Below are 17,680 nucleotides of genomic sequence, written 5' to 3' on the forward strand. Positions count from 1 at the left end.
ACGCTTCCATAGCTCAGTCGGTAGAGCACCACCATGGTAAGGTGGGGGTCAGCGGTTCAAGTCCGCTTGGAAGCTCTCTTATAAACGTTGATATCATAGGCTTTTACTCTAACGAGAGTAGAAGCCTATGTTTTTTTGTGGCATTTTTGCCGACCAATTCGTTGTTTAAAGTAATTTATATTGATTTTTTACTGGTTCTTAACATCATTTAATTGCAGAATATTGTCTAGTTGTTCAGAAACAATGTGATTTATTTCTTTATAAAGATGACTATAAATATTAATTGTTGTTTGAATGTCGGAGTGACCTAATCTTTCTTGTATTGGTTTAGCGTCTATACCCTTGTTAATAAGAATGCTGGCAGATGTATGCCTAAGTGAGTGTATTTTAATGTATGTGAGGTTATGGCGATTCAAGAAATGTTTCCACCAATTCTTTAACTTACAAATGCGTGGTCTAACTCCACATCTTTTTTGTCCATACTAAGTGAAGAGGTGAAAGTATGGAAGGATATAGAAAAAATAGTCATGCTGTGTATGATATTAAGTATCATGTCATATGGGTGACAAAGTATAGATATAAGGTTTTGGGCGGGCGTATAGCGGTGAGAGTGCGTGATTTGATAAGACAAGGTTGTGAAGCCAGAGGAATTACCATATTGCAAGGAAGTGTTGGGAAAGACCACATTCATTTATTATTATCTTGTCCTCCAAGTATTGCCCCAAGTAAAATATTGCAGTATCTAAAAGGAAGATCATCGAGATTATTGCAGGATGAGTTTCCAGAACTTAAAAAGAAATATTGGGGGCAGCACTTGTGGGCAAGAGGATATTTTTGTGCCACCGTAGGAACGGTAACGGAAGAAATAATAAGAAATTATATAGCAAATCAATTCAATGAAGGTAAGGACGAAATATTCAGGATAGAAGAATGAGTTTAGTCTAGCTTTGAGGATGCTTTAGCTAAGGCCTTTGAGCAGGACTTTAGCCTGGGAAACGACTTTAGTCGTCGACATTTATGTCTAAATCCACCTGCTTTAGCAGGTGGTCGTTTAAGGAACTAGGGTTAAAAGGTTTTCCGTTTTCATCACAAAGCAATAAACATCTTTCTGCATTCCAGTAATTATTTGAAGCAAGGCGTTCTTTATTTCGTATAGCAATCAATTTTTCTATAGGTTTAAGTAAGGATTTTGATAAATAAATATCTCTTTTCCTAGCTTGTCTATTTCCTTTTTTAATTTCATGAAATTGTAACCCTTTTTGTTTGGAATAAGTTAATGCTTGTCTAACATGTAGAATACCATTATCTAAATCTATATGCTTTTTTAGATCTATCCCAAAAAGTTCTGATCTCCTTAGTCCAGCAGTTATGGCGAGTTTTATTGCAATTTGCCAGTGGGGGACTTCACTTTCTTTATTGAGACATTTTAATAACTCAATGGTTTCTTCCAGGCTATATACTGGCGCTTCCTCGTATTCAAATTTTTGTAAATTACCACTTTATTCCCACCAAAATTGAGATGTTTTTTACATATATCTTCAGCATTCCCACTGTACTTTCCTTTAGTAATATGCTAAATTTTTTGCATATTACTAAAGGAGTTCGGGCCAGTGTACTTGTTTCGTAAACTATGGGATAAAATAGGCCTGGGTCGTTTGCTTTGTAAACTTATGGACGATGCTGAAGTGGCTTCTCGTTATGATGAGGCTATATTTGCTATGGTGTTAAATCGACTAATGGATCCAAAAAGTAAACACCACATTTTTCGGAATTGGGTGAAAACTGTTCAAGCAAACCAAAATTTAAATGTGACCTACATCAATACACAGACTGCGGTCGATTAGACGGTTACGCAGGAAACTTAGACTTAAACCGTATTATTAGCTATAAATCGTTGTCTTACTTCGCGGACGTTAAGCAATCTCCTAAAAAATCTAGTAACAAAAAGGAAAGTACATCAAAAGTATATGTAGTTAAATCTGGCGACACATTAAGCGGAATTGCAAAACGTTACGGAACAACAGTAGCAAAGCTAACGCAGATCAACGGAATAAAGAACCCGAATAAAATCTATGTTGGCCAGAAAATCAAAGTAACAGGTTCTACTGCCAGGAAATCGATTGCGAAATATCATACGGTTAAAAGTGGTGACACGGTTAGTGAATTAGCTTTTAAATACGGTAGTACTCAGAAACAAATTCAAAACTGGAATAACCTTTCTAATCCAAATAAAATTTACGTTGGACAGAAATTGCGGGTTAAATAATGAAAAAGCCCTTCTTAATTGAGGGGTTATACTTAAAATTGGGGAGTGGGTATCCTTATCTTGTTTATCCAGGATAAATTAAATAGTCGAATGCGTCTACTTCCCCAGTTAAAGTGATAATAAATATCCCCAGACTGGTAATGCAATCATTTCAAATACAATCAAAAATAAAAGAAGCCCATCATTACCATCATATTCATAAGTTCCCTTTTTTTGTACTTTTCTAATCGTAATGACTATAAAAGCTAAAAGAATTATCCCTAGCATTATTTTAACTATGCCCATCAAGTCCAAAATAGTTCCTCCCTCTAAAACGCGATTACATTATATATTAGACAAAAGTCCCATAAAACCCTTTTTTTTACAAAAAAATTATACAAATATCTATTTTTTCTATATTTTGTTTCCAACTCTATTTTTGAATGAGCTAATTATATTCTTCATAAACAATTCCATATATTTCATACTTTTAGTATAATGCGAATAAAGGGGTTACATTGAAATTATTACCAATGGGGATGGGAGGGGATGTTCATTAAGGCGCTTTATGTGAGCGACCTCCATAGCTATATTGACAAAACGATATCACGCCTAGAACAAGTACATACACAAGTGAAAAACATCCAGAAGAGTATAGAAGCTATGATAGCTTTGGAGGATGAATTTAAAGGGAAACTGGCTAATTCTATTCGTGCCTTTTATCAAGAGGTGCACATGCCGTTTTTGTTGTTTCTAGAGGGATTTATTACGAATTACACCGATACTTTACAAGAAATGAAAAAGTCTATTCAGTACATGGAGCCAGATAAAGACGGTGTTATTCGAGAAGATTTTATTTCTCAAGATGTACGACGGGGATTAGAACGAATGGAACAAATTACGATGGATTTAACAGATGAAGCGAATGCTATTATCCAATCGGTAAGTGATATTGTGGACTTACGCAAGATAGATGATAGCGAGTTCTTGGATAATGTACAACATGGAAAGAAAAAGATCCATAAGACTCTGGAAAAGTTGTATGAATTGGATCGTCATAATACAGCTAAGCTGGAGCCGATTGAACAAGATATTCACATGATGAAAAACTACATTAGCCAAATCCGCGAGTTAGGAAATAATGGCCAAATACATATTGGCAGTTACCAAGCACGGCAATTAGCAGATCAAAGGTTTCATAAAGATCTAATAAGCGGCATTAGCAGTAAGGCCGTTCGAAATGCCGTTGGGCTAGAGACGGTGCTTGGTGAGGTTGGCAAGTATCTATTATCTCAGCATTTGCCACCAGCAAACTTGTTCGTGCATTATCTACAGAAAAAATTCGGGCTACAAACAATGGATTATAGCTACCGAGCAATGCAGGCAGCTGTGGCAGCATCAGGAGATAGTTTAACTACAAGGGAATTTACTACCATTGAACATCAAGTAGTTTCCACAGTAAAGGTCTCGGACTATAAAAAAGTGCATCAGGGAACTTACTATACGTTGACAGATGGTAGAATCGTAAGGGCATATCAATCAGAATCCGGAAACGCTGAGTATAAATTAGTGGATGCTATTCCTGCCGACAGACACAAGCCAAAAGAGCCGGAAAAGAATTGGATTGAAAAGACAACACAAGGAATAGCCAAAGCAGGTTTACACGTAGGTTTAGCAGGATATAAGACTGGAAAAACGGGCTTAAAACTTTCCAAGAAAGCGTTAGACTTTGTTATTGTAGATGATATAAAAACCGTTCTGGACTCAGAGACCTCTACAGGTGAAAGATTATGGACTGGCGCTTCTATTATTCCAGCGGGAAAAGTCTTAAAGCTAGTTAAAGCTGGCGGAGTTATTAAATTTGCGGACAAGGGTAAGCAGACAGCGAAGAAGGTCAATAGCTCTGGAAGAGCAGGAAAGCAAAGGAGACTTAAAGAAATTGCGGATGATAATAAAGTATCTTCAGCATTAAGAGGGGAAATCAGGCGCGATATTAATGAAATAAAATTGGGGAAGAGACAAAACATAAGAGTACCTCAAGGTTATCATTTAGCCCATAGGCGTGGTTATGAAGCGCGGAAAGGTTACGGTTATAAATATAGTGATCTACAGACAATAAGGAGCCATAGAACCCAGCATAAACATGACGGTTATGGAAAGGGTAAAAAATAATGGGGGTGTTCTTTTGAATAACAAAGAGATTGAAATAATTAGTAATCTCTCTGGGATAAAAAGGTATGAGTATTTCATTAAGAAAGTAGTTGATTTTGAAGAAGTTTGGGGTTTATATGAGGGAGGATGGGCAATTTCAGAAAGTGAGAACGGAGAGCCCTTAATGCCCTTTTGGCCTAAAAAAGAATTTGCAAATTTATGTGCTATTAACGAATGGAATAATTACAAAGCAAAGCATATAGAACTTGAAGATTTTATTCAAGAATGGCTACCAGGTATGAAGAAAGATGGATTTAAGCCTTCAATATTTTGGAACAATATAGATTCAGTAATTTTAGATGTTGACAAATTAATCACGGACTTAGAAGAAGAATTAGATAAGTATTAATTATTTTTTCAAGTTAACTATGATCGCCTACTCTTACGGGTAGGCTTTTTATATAGGAACATTCGTTTTTAATCTAAGTACGATACAGAAAAAATAGTTGCTCCATATAATATAAAAATGCTTACTGTGGGATTTGAGCAAAAGAGAGCGAATAATTTTGATTTTGTACCGTCGGATATGGAGTAGTCCCAAATAACACTCTAGAATGGCTTATCATGTAGAGTGTTATGTTAAAAGCGAAAAATTAAAATTATTTACTTTTTTGATGTAATAATTTGAAAATGTCCCACGCCAAAAGAATGAATTGTCTAAAAAATCAGGTTTAGACGAAAATGATATTGCCAGAATGAGAAAGAGCCGGAAAAGAATTGGATTGAAAAGACAACACAAGGAATAGCTAAAGCAGGTTTACACCTAGGTTTGGCAGGATATAAGACAGGAAAAACGGGCTTAAAACTTTCCAAAAAAGCGTTAGACTTTGTTATTGTAGATGATATAAAAACCGTTCTGGACTCAGAGGCCTCTACAGGTGAAAGATTATGGCTGGCACTTCTATTATTCCAGCGGGAAAAGTCTTAAAGCTAGTTAAAGCTGGCGGAGTTATTAAATTTGCAGACAGCAAAAAAGGTTAAAAATGTTACAAATTATAGAAGAACTTTTTTTGATAAATATCCTGAGCTTAAAGGTAGTGTTGTGGTACATCATGCTATTGAACAACAAGTTCTTAAAAGGTATCCTAAGCTATTTTTCAAAGAAGAAATTCATGCATTATCCAACCTGCGAGGAATCCCAAAAGAATTAAATAATGATATTCATTTATCAAAAATACGTAAATAATGGAATAGATTTTATAGAAATAATCCTAATCCCACAAAACAAGATTTTATAGATTATATGATTGAGTTAGATAGGAAATATGGTGATAAATTTAACCCGCAAGTTAAAAGATAATTTAAAAAGGAGCATTCCTGTAATGAAGAAATTTGAGGTTTGAACAAAAAAGAGCCCTCTTGGTATAGTACAGGATGTCATGATCATGACTCCGAAATAAAAAGATACCAAGGAGGACTCACCAATGAATTATAATCAAAATCACAAAATTTCTCAAGTCACACAAGCGGGACAGACTTCTCTGGCACAACCTCCGTATTCAACAACTGCTGGCGTATGCCTTCATGACTAATCACAGGGTAACCTAAAAGCTTTTCCATTGCTCGACTAGCCTGACGGTAAGAAACACCTGTAACAGCCAATTCAATCGCCAAATCCTGCACCACCGGACTCATCCCCTTGGTGCCGTCAAAAGCTAAATATTGATCCAATAAAAATACATAGTTCCCCGTTTCTCTATCTTGATAATAATTCCTTTTCAACTCGACCTGCCCGAAGACAGATTCAAATTTCAACGTTCTCTTATCCTTTAAATAAAACCTTTTCTTATCCCTTGTTGTTGCAATGGTTTCATCTAATTCCTGAAGCGTTTGTGACATCACCTCTGAAAAACTTTCCTGTAATGCACGGTATGTAATTTGTTCTAACTCTTTCATTGTGATTGTAGATATGGTATCTTTCAATGGAGGGCCTCCTTCTATAGTTGGTGTTGTCGTAAACTTAACTATACAAAAGAAGGTCCTTTTTTTCATCTAAAACGACAGTAGAACTACCGCGCTTCGCTTGCTGGCCCCGTCATAGGTGTTGAACTCTTCCGACTTCAACACCTATGACGGGGGTGTATGTTCTCCCATAAACATTTTACTCTAACCATCTACCCTTGTAGTAGGAATAGATATTGCCAAAGACAAACATGTAGCGCGAGCGCAGGACGACAGAGGTTATGAATTTGGGAAAAGATTGATCTTTGAAAACCGAATAGAAGGCTTTGGATTACTAATCGATTGGATTTCCAAGCTCCAAAAAGAAAATGATAAAACGCATGTGATTATAGGAGCTGAGCCAACAGGACATTATTGGATGGGTTTAGGTTATTATCTTGCCAGTAAGGACTATGATTTTGTGTTGGTCAATCCAATGCATGTCAAGAAATCCAAAGAATTGGATGATAACTCGCCAACAAAAAATGACACCAAAGATGCGCGTGTGATTGCCAAGCTGGTGAAAGATGGGAGATACTCTATACCAAACCTTCTCGATGGCATCTATGCTGAATTAAGAGAAGCAATCAAATTACGAGATCAACTCATCAAGCAACAGGGTATTACAGAAGGACGCATTCAGAACAATATTCAGCGCTATTTTCCGGAGTTTAACGATGTGTTAAAAGACTGGGATGGAAAAACTGCGTTATATACGTTGCGGGCATTTCCATTTCCGTCTGACATTCGTGACAAAACGCCAGAAGATATACTGGCAGAATGGAAAACGGTTGTGAAGCGTGGTGTTGGCATCAAACGTGCCGCCAGCCTGGTAGAAAAAGCTGCGAAAGGCGATCTATTTAGCGATACGGCCGCTCGTAGCGAATAATCCGACGTTTCAAGCCTTGCACAAGTATTACACGACCCGTCCGGAAAACCCGTTAAAAAAACAACAATCGCTGATTGCGTTGTGTGGAAAGTTATTACGTGTCTTGTTTGCCATTGGCCAAAAACAGTGTGAATTTGATGGAAGTAAGTTATTGAAAGGTTTACCTCAGATAGAAACATTACAGGCAGCTTAAGCTGTATGAGAAAGAAATAGCAACAAAAAGCCCTTAGAAACTTAGAATATACAAACACCAATAATGCGGAGTCGGAGCTTATTTTTTCCATTCGGGCCAGATCCAGCAAAGGAGCTTATTTCGACCTCCACCTTGTGGATACGCAGGACGAGGGAATGTATGGATACCAATCCCGTGATATATGGGAGGGTGAGCGACCATAAGAAGTGTGGAGTTATCAAGCATGGTTAAACCACTTTTTACCAAATAATACCTATTTGGTCGTTAGGATGGCTAGAATTACGTTAGAATATTCTGTATTCTAATAACCGCTCCACCCCCACTATCCAAACCCAAAATGGATGTTTATGAAATTCTAAGAAAACAAGAGCATTTGGAAGATATTTTAATTATATAGAGGGAGGAAGAACTCTAGTGGATTTACATTTTCTTGAACCAGAAGTGGCTGGCGGTCACGGTGAAAAAACTGTTTATGGAACAAAAAAAGATATTGAAATGGAAGGTATATCTGGAAAGGTAAAATTTTTACACTATGAAATCGAAGGTTGGTTAGGCGATGATCTTTTAGAGGCCACTCCTGCCTTCATTATTTCAGGTAGAGTCGAAAATGAATTAAGAAAGAGTAAGTTTAAAGATTATAAAGTAGAAGAATGTTTAGTCACTACTTCTGATGAATTTAAAGAACTATACCAAAATAAGAAAATACCTTCTTTTTGTAGATTTATTCCATTAGGTTCCATTGAAGTGATAAAAGATAATTTTACAAGTTGGTCTGGGCACCATTTCTGTCTTTCCTCGAAAGGGGAATTAGTAGTAACTAAAGAAGCTTTAGACTTTTTACAGAAATTCTCAATGGAAAATTGTGATATTGAAATCATAAAACAACTATAACAGATCGCCTACTCTTACGAGTAGGCTTTTTATATAGGGGCCACAGTGCTAGTTTACAAAAAATATTAATAATAAATAATATGATATGGATAACAATGGCAATAGAATAACGGAGGTAAATTATGGGAATATTCTCGGATTTTAAAAAAGAATTATCTGGAATCAAACAACAATTTAAAGAAGATGCCAATAAAGCTAAAGAAGATTTCAAAGAAGGTAATAAAAAAAATAAGACAGATTTTAAGAAAGGGGTAGAAGGGGCTAAGATAGATTTAAAAAAAGGTCTAGAAGAGACTAAGGCAGATATTAAAGACAATACTGAAAATAAAAAGCCAGAAAAAATAAAAAGAGATCACAAAGAAAGTTCGAAAAAAATTATTGATGACTTTCGTAAAGAAAATAAGCAGACTAATGAGAAGTTTGCTATGAATATGAAGCAAATTAAAGAGGATTTTAGAAAAAGCAATGTAGAAGCCAAAGAGCAAACTGACAAAAAATACGAAGAAAAAAAGCAGAGGATTTATAATGAGTACGAAGAGAAAAAGAAGCTGATCGAATTGGAAGCAAGAAGTCAAAAGGTGGAACTGCAAATATTAAACGGTTTAAACGAGTTGGGTTATTCGGGTCGCCGTTATGAGATGCTACAATTTATATCAGGGGAAGTCTATAGTAAATGGCAAGCTTCAAGATGAGTTTTTTTCCTTTTTGAAATTTGAAAGAACGGAAAACATCAAAAAGAGTGCTTTAGACGTAGCTGGTTGAACTTTTGCAGGAAGTATGCTATGGGGGGGAACGGGAGCTATGGCAGCAGGACTCGGAGCACAAGCAGGAAAGGACAAATCAACTGCAGCATTATTCTTGCGTAATAAAGAAACCGAAAAGAACATAATGCTTATCATAAAATGTGATAGTAAAACACTTGAGAAATTATCTCGTTTTACTTTTACACAAGAAGAGTTTGAGCAGGAGAAAAATAAGATATTAAACGGATAAAAAAAGAGAAAGCATATAAAACCTTCTCTTTTTTTAAGGTGACCAACGAGTGCCTAAAACGTATTTTTAGTTATAAACCATGAATAAACTTGAAAATCAATTTACGTTTGAACATTGTCATGACAAGCTTTTGACGAGCCATGACATAAACTGAAAGTTTCTTTTTATACCATGGTAAGGTGGGGGTCAGCGGTTCAAGTCCGCTTGGAAGCTCTCTTATAAATGTTGATATCATAGGCTTTTACTCTAACGAGAGTAGAAGCCTATGTTTTTTTGTGGCATTCGGGAGTATAAACTATTTTGTGTAAATGGGAATTGCACACAATAAAATATACAGGCTTTACGTGGAGAAGCGGGCGTGATACGCTCGCTTTTGCGTGTGTGCCAGGCATGCACACATTCTCTAGGGTTCGAGTCCCGAACCACGAAGGCAGTAGTAGTGGTTAGCCTAAGACAAGGGTGTCTGGGGTGACCCAGAATCTGAAGGAAGTCGGCGGCAAATCTCCGCCCTTAGGAACACGAACTTCATAGAAGGCTAGGTGTACTTGGATGAGACTGCACAACAAGTCAAAGTCCTTACTGCCAAAGGGTACACAGAGTAAATGAAGTGGGGATATGGAGAGGAAGAATGTGTGCTTACCCCGGGAGATCTGACAGAAAAGCGGTGCACACGCCGTAACCGAACATGTAAGTGTTCGCTGAACTGTCAGAAGTCAGCCGAAGCCGTAGTACTAGATATTTCTAGGAAGGGCTGAATCATTGAAGAAGAATGGTCGCTTCGGAGTACGCAATACTTGATGAAGCAGAAACAAGAAAACCTTCCTAGTGAAGGAAGCGGTGAATCCCGTGGGGGACACTAGAAGGGCTGAGAGAAATTGCCACACAAGAAGAAAGAGCCATTCACGTAGGAGTTAGATATCATGTTGGAAAGCATTCTATCACGAGAAAACTTAATATGTGCACTGAAACGTGTCGAACGTAACAAAGGAAGCCACGGTGTGGATGAAATGCCCGTACAAAACCTACGAGCGCATCTCATGGAACACTGGGCTTCCGTTCGAGAACAACTCGAATCAGGTACCTACTATCCTCAACCCGTTCGCCGTGTCGAAATCCCGAAACCAAACGGCGGAGTGAGGAAGCTAGGAATTCCTACCGTGCTAGACCGTTTCATCCAACAAGCAATCGCACAAGTTCTAACAACCATCTATGACGCAACATTTTCTGAACATAGTTATGGTTTTCGCCCAAACAGACGAGGACATGACGCGGTTAGGAAAGCGAGAAGCTATATGAAAGATGGCTATCGCTGGGTTATAGACATGGATTTAGAGAAATTCTTTGATAAAGTACATCACGACCGATTAATGAGGAAACTGAGCCAAAAGGTCAAAGATCCGAGAGTACTTAAACTTATACGTAGGTATCTCCAAGCTGGCATTATGGAGGACGGAATCGTTCAACCAAACACAGAAGGAGCCCCTCAAGGCGGACCATTAAGTCCGTTGCTATCCAACATCGTTTTAGATGAGCTAGATAAAGAATTAGAGCGAAGGGGGCTCCATTTCGTCCGTTATGCGGACGACTGTAACATATATGTTCAATCGAGGAGAGCGGGATCGCGAGTGATGAAAAGTATCACTACATTTATCGAAGGAAAACTCAAATTAAAAGTAAATGAACAGAAAAGTGCAGTAGACCGCCCATGGAAGCGTAAATTCCTAGGATTTTCTTTCACATTCCATAAAGAGAACCCAAAGATTCGGGTTTCTAAAGAAAGTATCAAACGCTTTAAACAGCGTGTCAGAGAACTAACCTCAAGAAAGAAGTCTATGAATATGCAGGATAGAATCGCAAAGCTAAATCGATACTTAGTAGGTTGGCTAGGCTACTATCAGCTAGCAGAGACGCCCTCTATATTTGAAGTTTTGGATAGCTGGATTCGAAGAAGGATGCGAATGATACGCTGGAAAGAATGGAAGAAAGTCAAAACAAAATACAAGAATTTAATAAAACTTGGAATTAGTAAAGGAAAAGCATGGGAGTGGGCAAACACGAGAAAGGCTTATTGGCGTATAGCTAAAAGTCCGATCTTACATAGAGCATTAGGTGATCGATACTGGTCAAACCTAGGCTTAAAGAGTCTACATAAACGATATCAAACGATGCGTTGGACTTAAATGAAACCGCCGTATACGGAACCGTACGTACGGTGGTGTGAGAGGTCGGGGGTTAGTCGCCCCCTCCTACTCGATTGGCGATAGCTTTGTTCTATAAAGGTATCTCCATCGCCAATTCATCACGCCCGCAGAGGCTCCATGTCAAGCCGGAACCAAACTACAGTTATAATGCAAGTTCGGTTTCTAGACGTTCTCCAAAATGAATGGCTAGCTGTGATATACATTCTTTCCATCCTTGTACTGGCATAGTCCATTTTTTAGTAATATCCATGGTTGCCAAATATATCATTTTTCTTAATGCATCATCAGACGGGAAAGCAGATTTTGTTTTTGTGACTTTTCTAAGTTGTCTATGATACCCTTCAATAATGTTCGTCGTGTATATAATTCTTCTAATTTCCCTAGGGTAACTGAAATAGGCGGTTAATTCTAACCAGTTTTGTTCCCAGGATCGAATAATAATAGGATGCTTCTTTTCCCACTTTTCTTTGAAAGCAGTGAAGGCCAATTCGGCTTCTTCTAAGGTTAATGCTTGATAGACTTTCTTTAAATCCTTCATTACCTCTTTTTGTTCCTTATAGGAGACATATTTCATGGAATTGCGTATCTGATGGATGACGCATAGCTGTATTTCTGTTTTAGGAAACGCAGAACTAATTGCCTCTGAAAAGCCTGAAAGCCCGTCTTTACATGCAATTAAAATATCTTCTACACCTCTATTTTTAAGATCTGTGCATACGCCCAACCAAAAACTAGCACTTTCATTTTCTCCTATCCAAATGCCGAGTATCTCTTTTTTACCATCCATATTAATTCCTAAAACACTGTATGCAGCTTTATTTACGATCCTATTTCCATCTCGTACTTTAAAGTGGATTGCGTCCAAATAAACAATTAGATAAACGCGATGAAGAGGGCGTGATTGCCACTCTTTGACGAGAGGCATAATCTTATCGGTTACTTTACTAACCATGGTCGGAGAAATATCAAGCCCATATAAATCCTGCATTTGGCTTTCAATATCTCTTGTTGACATCCCCTTTGCATAAAGTCCCAGTATTTGGTCTTCTATTCCATTGATAGTCGTTTCATACTTCTTAATAATCTTTGGTTCATAGTCACCATTTCGGTCTCTCCGTATTTAGATTTTACCGTTTTCTTACTATACCCATTTCGGCTATTTCCAGTGTTATTGCCAGTGGTACTATGTTTCTGATAACCCAGTTCATCCTCTAATTCAGCTTCAAATACCCGTTGAATGGTATCCTTAAATAAAAGCTTCATCATCTCTTGTACATCTTCTACAGTACGACATTCTTTTACCAAATCTTTAATGGTTTTATCATGAAAAAAGTCTTGCATAAATGATCATCTCCTTATTGGAAAGTATATCCATTTACACAAAACTTTTTACACTCTCTAATTTATATTGGTTTTTACTGATTCTTAACATCATTTGATTGCAGAATATTGTCTAGTTGTTCAGAAACAATGTGATTTATTTCTTTAAATTTTTTTACTTCAAGTAATTCAATGTCATATTTAGCTCAAGTGAAATCTTTAGGTGCGTTTATATCATCTTTATAAAGTTCAATTATTACATCATCTATCGGTTCTATTAAACTGATAACAAGTGCAAACTTTATTGTTTCGCATAAATCCTTATCAGTTTTTGGCATTAGTTCACATGCTAAAAGGTTAACAGAAGCATCACACCGACCTATAACTGTGATAGTTATTTTTTTAATTGTAATAAACTTATTTTAGTTTTTCAAAAACTGTACTGGTTTTTTCCACATTTGGGGCACAAAATTGAATCGTCTGTGGTGGCATTTTTATTTTTGTTCGGCGATTATCTGGAAGCACGTACGTTAGAAAGAACAAGATCCTCTTTAAGTGAACTAATGGATATGGTGCCTCAAGAGGCTAATGTTATTCGAGATGGGAAGACTGTTAAAATTCCAGTGGGAGAGGTGGAGATTGGAGAACGAGTCACTGTGCATTCAGGTGGAAAAATTCCAGTAGATGGAAAAATAGTCAAGGGAAGAGCTCACATAAATGAGTCTACAGTGACAGGGGAATCTATACCCATTTCCAAACAAAGGAATGATGATATCTTTTGTGGATCCATTATTGATCAGGGATACATCGAATTGATTGCAGAAAGAGTTGGAGATGACACAACGTTTGCAAAAATTATGGAATTAGTAGAAGAAGCGCAGGAAGCCAAGTCAAAAACAGAAAAATTTTTAAATAAATTTTCTCAAATCTATACACCATCTATTGTTGTTCTGTCTATACTAGTTTTTATTATCATGAAGGATCTCCATATGGCAATCACATTCTTAGTTATTGCCTGCCCAGGTGCGCTTGTCATCGGTGCTCCCGTCTCCAATGTAGCAGGAATCGGGAATGGAGCAAAAAACGGGGTGCTTGTTAAAGGTGGCGAAGTAATGGAGCGCTTAGCCAAAGTAGATACGATTGTTTTTGACAAGACAGGAACATTAACTAAAGGGAAACCAGAGATAACTGCAATTAAAGTGTGGGATTACCATTTAAAAGAAAATGAGTTGCTACAAATTATAGCTGAGGCAGAAGTGATTTCTGAACACCATCTAGGAAGAACCATCGTTAAAGAAGCAAATGAACGAAATTTATTGCTTTATGAAAATGTAAAAAATGGACAGATTATAAAAGGAATGGGGATCAAGGCAGAAGTAGGGGAAAAGAAGCTAGTTATAGGTAATGAAAATCTTATGAAACAGGAAGCTATTCCTTTGCTTCAAGAAATGCATCAGTATAAGGACATGCAAGAGAAAAGAGGCAATACCGTTATTTTGGTAGCTATCGATCAAAAAATAGTAGGAGCTGTATCGATTGCTGATCAAATTAGGGAAGACGCTTTTGTTGCTTTACAAAATATGAAAGAAAACGGTATTCGTAAAGTGATTATGCTTACGGGGGATAATGCCTATACTGCATCTCTAGTGGCAAGAAACTTACATTTAGATAATTATCATGCGGAATTGTTGCCGGGAGCTAAGGTAGACTATATAAAACGATTAAATCAGTCTGGAGATTATGTTGCGATGGCTGGAGATGGGATTAATGATGCACCAGCGATAGCAACAGCTGATATCGGCTTAGCTATGGGAGATGGCGGAACAGATATATCTATGGAAACTGCGGATGTTGTGCTTATGGCAGATAAGTTGGCTCAATTTTCTCATGCTTATGCCCTAGCAAAAGCGACGGTTCGTAATATGAAGCAGAACACGTGGATTGCGTTAGGGACGGTTGCCTTTCTACTATTTGGCGTATTAAATGGTTCAATTCATCTAGCTTCTGGTATGTTTATTCACGAGGCTAGTGTATTATTAGTTATATTAAATGGTATGCGTCTTATGAAGTTTCGTACAGGTATGGAGCAAAAATAAGCCGGAAAAAATCTCAACAATAGGAGCTTATGAATGAGGCTCTATCATAGTGATGTTTGTCTTTTTTGCCCCTAAAGAGCTTGTTCCAAAAAGAAAACGACCTGCTGAAAACAGCCATATATATTTTAATTAACTTACTGGCGTGTTTATTCCAGAAAGGCTGTAAGACTAAGACTCTCATTTGAATGGCAGATGTGCATGGAGCAAGTGTAAATGGGAGATAAAAGCACCTAAATCACCCTTTCTCCTAACAGATCTTTATGTTAGATGCTTGGCTACTAACAATCAGTGGGAAAATGAAAGCAAACCTCACTGATTGAATATTCTCTTTTATAGAAAGGAGATTTGTATGGGTTCTAAAGGTAAAGCCTGTAAAGTAGATACTTGTAAAAAACATCCTGCTAATTGTGTAACGATGGTCCCAATTTTTAACCATTTAGACCGACAGCAAATGGAGGATGTCATGCATCATGTGCATGCTGTCACGTTTAATCAAGGGGACACTATTTACCGCGCAGGTGATCAAGCTACATCGTTGTATATTACGCAAACGGGTAAGATAAAAATTTATCGACTGTCTGATGAAGGGAAAGAGCAGATTGTTCGTATTTTATTGCCTGGTGATTTCACAGGCGAATTAGCCGTTTTTAAGGATTCGGTTCACGAAGCTTATGCTGAAGCCATGGTACAAACAAAAGTATGTATGATTAGCCGTACTACCATGCAAAAATTGATTATGAACTATCCCTCTGTTTCTTTGAAAATATTAGAGGAATTTGCTAATAGATTGGAACAATCAGAAACACAGACCACTCGTTTTGCCACAGAACCCGTTGATTCAAGGCTAATTCTGTTTCTTGTTGAAAATATGGACGTTCATAATCAGCGCGTAGAGCTACCAATGAGTTATAAAGACTTGGCCTCTTATTTAGGAACCACGCCGGAAACAGTTAGCAGAGTATTAAAGGAACTACAAGTGAAGGGTTATATTAGAAAAGAAAGTCATCAGCGAATTGATATATTAAATGTAGATGCTTTATTAATGCTTTGAGCTTAGGAATTTCTAGAAAATAAGAAATGACCATGGCTCGCACTATTCGCGAGCCACCATCAATGATGAAAAAATGAAACATGTGCAATATCCTATTTCGTTTCTTAATAAACGGTCTAAAATAAATTATATTAATGGAAGTTGCGGTTTTGGTTTTTTATACACCTAGATTGTAAAATTAAGCGAGACACATAAAATATTGTCATCAGATTAGGTGCTTTAAGTGAAGTCACCCTACCACCACCCTTGACCTTGTTTGTGTCCGTGGTGAGATGTAAGCGGCGGATGGTTGAAAAAATGCCTTAAGGCAACATCCGCATGAATAGCGTACCACGGACAATCCATTCTAAGCTCCGCTGGTGGGGACCCGACCCCTTCCAGCGATTACTAAGAATGGGCACGGCGGTCAAGGGCAGGCAGCTAAAGCTGTGGTTAGTGTGATATTGTGACTTCAAAGAGATGCAATACAAAAAAGACATGCCATGATATACTCAATCAAAACCTACCAAAGTTAAGGAGAGTGTATCTGACATGTCCTATACCCATCTTACCAAAACAGAGATCATATTCATAGAGGAATATCTTGAATTTGGTCTATCAGGTCGAAAAATTGCTGAAAAATTAAAGCGTGGTCATGAAACTATATATCGTGTGATTCGCGAATTGAAAAACGGTCTAACTGCGATAGACATTCATTTGAACTATCAAGCGAACAAAGCTAAATGTGGTCGAAAAAGAACGCAGTTAACAGATGAAGAAAGAGCCTACATTGAAGAAAAAGCCCGTGACGGTTGGACGCCTGATGTCATCATCGGTCGGAATGAAAGACCTATTTCCTGTAGCATGCGCACGCTTTACCGTAAGTTTAAAAAAGGCGAATTTGATGTAAATACTTTGCCTATGCAAGGCAAGCGCAAGCCAAATGGTTACAAGGAAAAAAGAGGGAAACAAAGCTTTAGACGCAGCATTCACGACCGAGACAATGACCATCCGAATTACAAGAAAGAATTTGGTCACCTAGAAGGAGACACGATTGTTGGTCGCCACCATAAAAGTGCTGTCATCACATTGGTTGAGCGATTAACAAAATGTATCATTGCCATTAAGCCAGAGGGAAGAAGAACTGCTAATGTTGAATCATCGCTTAATGACTGGCTCGCTCCACTGCCGAAACACTTGTTTACATCGATTATTTTCGACTGTGGTAAAGAGTTTTCTAATTGGAAATCTATCAGTAATAAGCAAGATATTGATATTTATTTTGCAGACCCTGGAACTCCTTCACAAAGAGGATTGAATGAGCATTCCAACGGTCTGCTTCGAAGAAATGGGCTACCAAAGGATATGGATTTCAACCCCATAACCCAAACGTATATTTCTGAAGTAGCACTTAGAAGAAACAATATTCCAAGAAAATCATTAGGTTACAAAACACCGATGGAGTGTTTCATGTCCCATGTCGATAAAGAATTTGATCAAAACATGTTGTCTCGCTTAATTTGACAAATCAAAACAAAAGAAATCACTGTATACACATCCGCATCAGCCGCCCAGCAACTGTCTTACTTCACGTAATGGTCCTACGATATGTCATCGTTGATTCGTTTCCTCGCGTAATTTATAAATTTTTGTTGATTTGATCCTTTCAC

Annotated in this window: 17 protein-coding genes, 1 tRNA gene and 2 pseudogenes; 15 read left to right on the forward strand and 5 right to left on the reverse strand. The window is 37.6% G+C overall.

Annotated elements, in window-relative coordinates; translation table 11 throughout:
- Positions 1-2: 2 nt before the first annotated feature.
- A tRNA-Thr gene (locus D9780_RS19690) sits at positions 3-75 on the forward strand.
- 113 nt (positions 76-188) lie between these two features.
- Here D9780_RS19690 and D9780_RS21740 read toward each other — a convergent pair.
- Positions 189-416: a tyrosine-type recombinase/integrase gene (locus D9780_RS21740; RefSeq protein ID WP_162985942.1), complete on the reverse strand. Its 228-nt coding sequence runs from the start codon at positions 414-416 to the stop codon at positions 189-191.
- Positions 417-502: 86 nt separating this feature from the next.
- Between D9780_RS21740 and tnpA the strand changes: the two genes are divergently transcribed.
- A complete protein-coding gene (tnpA, locus tag D9780_RS19700) occupies positions 503-934 on the forward strand; it encodes an IS200/IS605 family transposase (protein WP_121641243.1) in 432 nt (143 codons plus the stop codon).
- Between the two features lie 67 nt (positions 935-1,001).
- Here tnpA and D9780_RS21745 read toward each other — a convergent pair whose 3' ends face one another.
- Positions 1,002-1,451, reverse strand: a complete 450-nt coding sequence (locus tag D9780_RS21745; protein WP_121641244.1) for a tyrosine-type recombinase/integrase — start codon at positions 1,449-1,451, stop codon at positions 1,002-1,004.
- A gap of 159 nt (positions 1,452-1,610) precedes the next feature.
- Here D9780_RS21745 and D9780_RS21260 point away from each other — a divergent pair, with 159 nt between their 5' ends.
- Together D9780_RS21260 and D9780_RS19710 are read left to right on the forward strand one after the other, a co-directional pair.
- Positions 1,611-1,844: a hypothetical protein gene (locus D9780_RS21260; RefSeq protein WP_162985943.1), complete on the forward strand. Its 234-nt coding sequence runs from the start codon at positions 1,611-1,613 to the stop codon at positions 1,842-1,844.
- A 50-nt stretch (positions 1,845-1,894) separates the two neighbouring features.
- Positions 1,895-2,266, forward strand: a complete 372-nt coding sequence (locus D9780_RS19710; RefSeq protein WP_162985944.1) for a LysM peptidoglycan-binding domain-containing protein — start codon at positions 1,895-1,897, stop codon at positions 2,264-2,266.
- A gap of 108 nt (positions 2,267-2,374) precedes the next feature.
- Here D9780_RS19710 and D9780_RS19715 read toward each other — a convergent pair whose 3' ends face one another.
- The gene (locus D9780_RS19715; protein WP_121641246.1) at positions 2,375-2,560 is read right to left on the reverse strand and encodes a hypothetical protein; all 186 of its coding nucleotides are present in this window, start codon (positions 2,558-2,560) and stop codon (positions 2,375-2,377) included.
- A 234-nt stretch (positions 2,561-2,794) separates the two neighbouring features.
- Here D9780_RS19715 and D9780_RS19720 point away from each other — a divergent pair, with 234 nt between their 5' ends.
- The 3 genes from D9780_RS19720 (at position 2,795) to D9780_RS19730 (ending at position 5,642) form a co-directional block, all read left to right on the forward strand.
- Entirely contained in the window at positions 2,795-4,417 is a 1,623-nt protein-coding gene (locus D9780_RS19720; RefSeq protein WP_121641247.1) for a T7SS effector LXG polymorphic toxin, read from the forward strand.
- Between the two features lie 13 nt (positions 4,418-4,430).
- Complete coding sequence (locus D9780_RS19725) at positions 4,431-4,805, forward strand: DUF2750 domain-containing protein (RefSeq protein WP_240458732.1); 375 nt, start codon at positions 4,431-4,433, stop codon at positions 4,803-4,805.
- A gap of 609 nt (positions 4,806-5,414) precedes the next feature.
- Positions 5,415-5,642 (forward strand): hypothetical protein, encoded by a 228-nt coding sequence (locus D9780_RS19730; RefSeq protein WP_121641249.1) that lies wholly within the window; start codon positions 5,415-5,417, stop codon positions 5,640-5,642.
- 272 nt (positions 5,643-5,914) lie between these two features.
- On the opposite strand, the gene D9780_RS19735 is transcribed toward D9780_RS19730, so the two are convergent.
- Complete coding sequence (locus tag D9780_RS19735) at positions 5,915-6,379, reverse strand: UPF0236 family transposase-like protein (RefSeq protein ID WP_162985945.1); 465 nt, start codon at positions 6,377-6,379, stop codon at positions 5,915-5,917.
- Positions 6,380-6,587: 208 nt separating this feature from the next.
- Here D9780_RS19735 and D9780_RS19740 point away from each other — a divergent pair.
- From D9780_RS19740 to ltrA, 5 genes and pseudogenes are all read left to right on the forward strand, one after another.
- A pseudogene (locus tag D9780_RS19740) lies at positions 6,588-7,479 on the forward strand (transposase).
- Positions 7,480-7,893: 414 nt separating this feature from the next.
- The gene (locus D9780_RS19745; protein ID WP_121641251.1) at positions 7,894-8,370 is read left to right on the forward strand and encodes a hypothetical protein; all 477 of its coding nucleotides are present in this window, start codon (positions 7,894-7,896) and stop codon (positions 8,368-8,370) included.
- Between the two features lie 122 nt (positions 8,371-8,492).
- On the forward strand, positions 8,493-9,062 hold the full coding sequence (locus D9780_RS19750) for a hypothetical protein (protein WP_121641252.1): 570 nt from the start codon (positions 8,493-8,495) through the stop codon (positions 9,060-9,062).
- Between the two features lie 109 nt (positions 9,063-9,171).
- The gene (locus D9780_RS19755) at positions 9,172-9,363 is read left to right on the forward strand and encodes a hypothetical protein (protein ID WP_162985946.1); all 192 of its coding nucleotides are present in this window, start codon (positions 9,172-9,174) and stop codon (positions 9,361-9,363) included.
- 917 nt (positions 9,364-10,280) lie between these two features.
- Entirely contained in the window at positions 10,281-11,543 is a 1,263-nt protein-coding gene (gene ltrA / locus D9780_RS19760; protein ID WP_121638889.1) for a group II intron reverse transcriptase/maturase, read from the forward strand.
- A gap of 163 nt (positions 11,544-11,706) precedes the next feature.
- Here ltrA and D9780_RS19765 read toward each other — a convergent pair.
- Positions 11,707-12,905 (reverse strand): annotated as a pseudogene (locus tag D9780_RS19765) (IS256 family transposase).
- 479 nt (positions 12,906-13,384) lie between these two features.
- Here D9780_RS19765 and D9780_RS19770 point away from each other — a divergent pair.
- The 3 genes from D9780_RS19770 (at position 13,385) to D9780_RS19780 (ending at position 17,534) form a co-directional block, all read left to right on the forward strand.
- Positions 13,385-14,980 carry a heavy metal translocating P-type ATPase gene (locus D9780_RS19770; RefSeq protein WP_240458733.1) on the forward strand — a complete coding sequence of 532 codons (1,596 nt, stop codon included), beginning with the start codon at positions 13,385-13,387 and terminating at the stop codon, positions 14,978-14,980.
- Positions 14,981-15,329: 349 nt separating this feature from the next.
- Positions 15,330-16,031, forward strand: coding sequence for a Crp/Fnr family transcriptional regulator (locus D9780_RS19775; RefSeq protein WP_121641255.1), 702 nt, complete (start codon positions 15,330-15,332; stop codon positions 16,029-16,031).
- A gap of 531 nt (positions 16,032-16,562) precedes the next feature.
- Positions 16,563-17,534: an IS30 family transposase gene (locus tag D9780_RS19780; RefSeq protein ID WP_121641256.1), complete on the forward strand. Its 972-nt coding sequence runs from the start codon at positions 16,563-16,565 to the stop codon at positions 17,532-17,534.
- The last annotated feature ends 146 nt before the right edge of the window (positions 17,535-17,680 follow it).

It is taken from the genome of Virgibacillus sp. Bac330 (assembly GCF_003667845.1).
GTDB classification, from domain to species: Bacteria; Bacillota; Bacilli; order Bacillales; family Amphibacillaceae; genus Virgibacillus; species Virgibacillus chiguensis.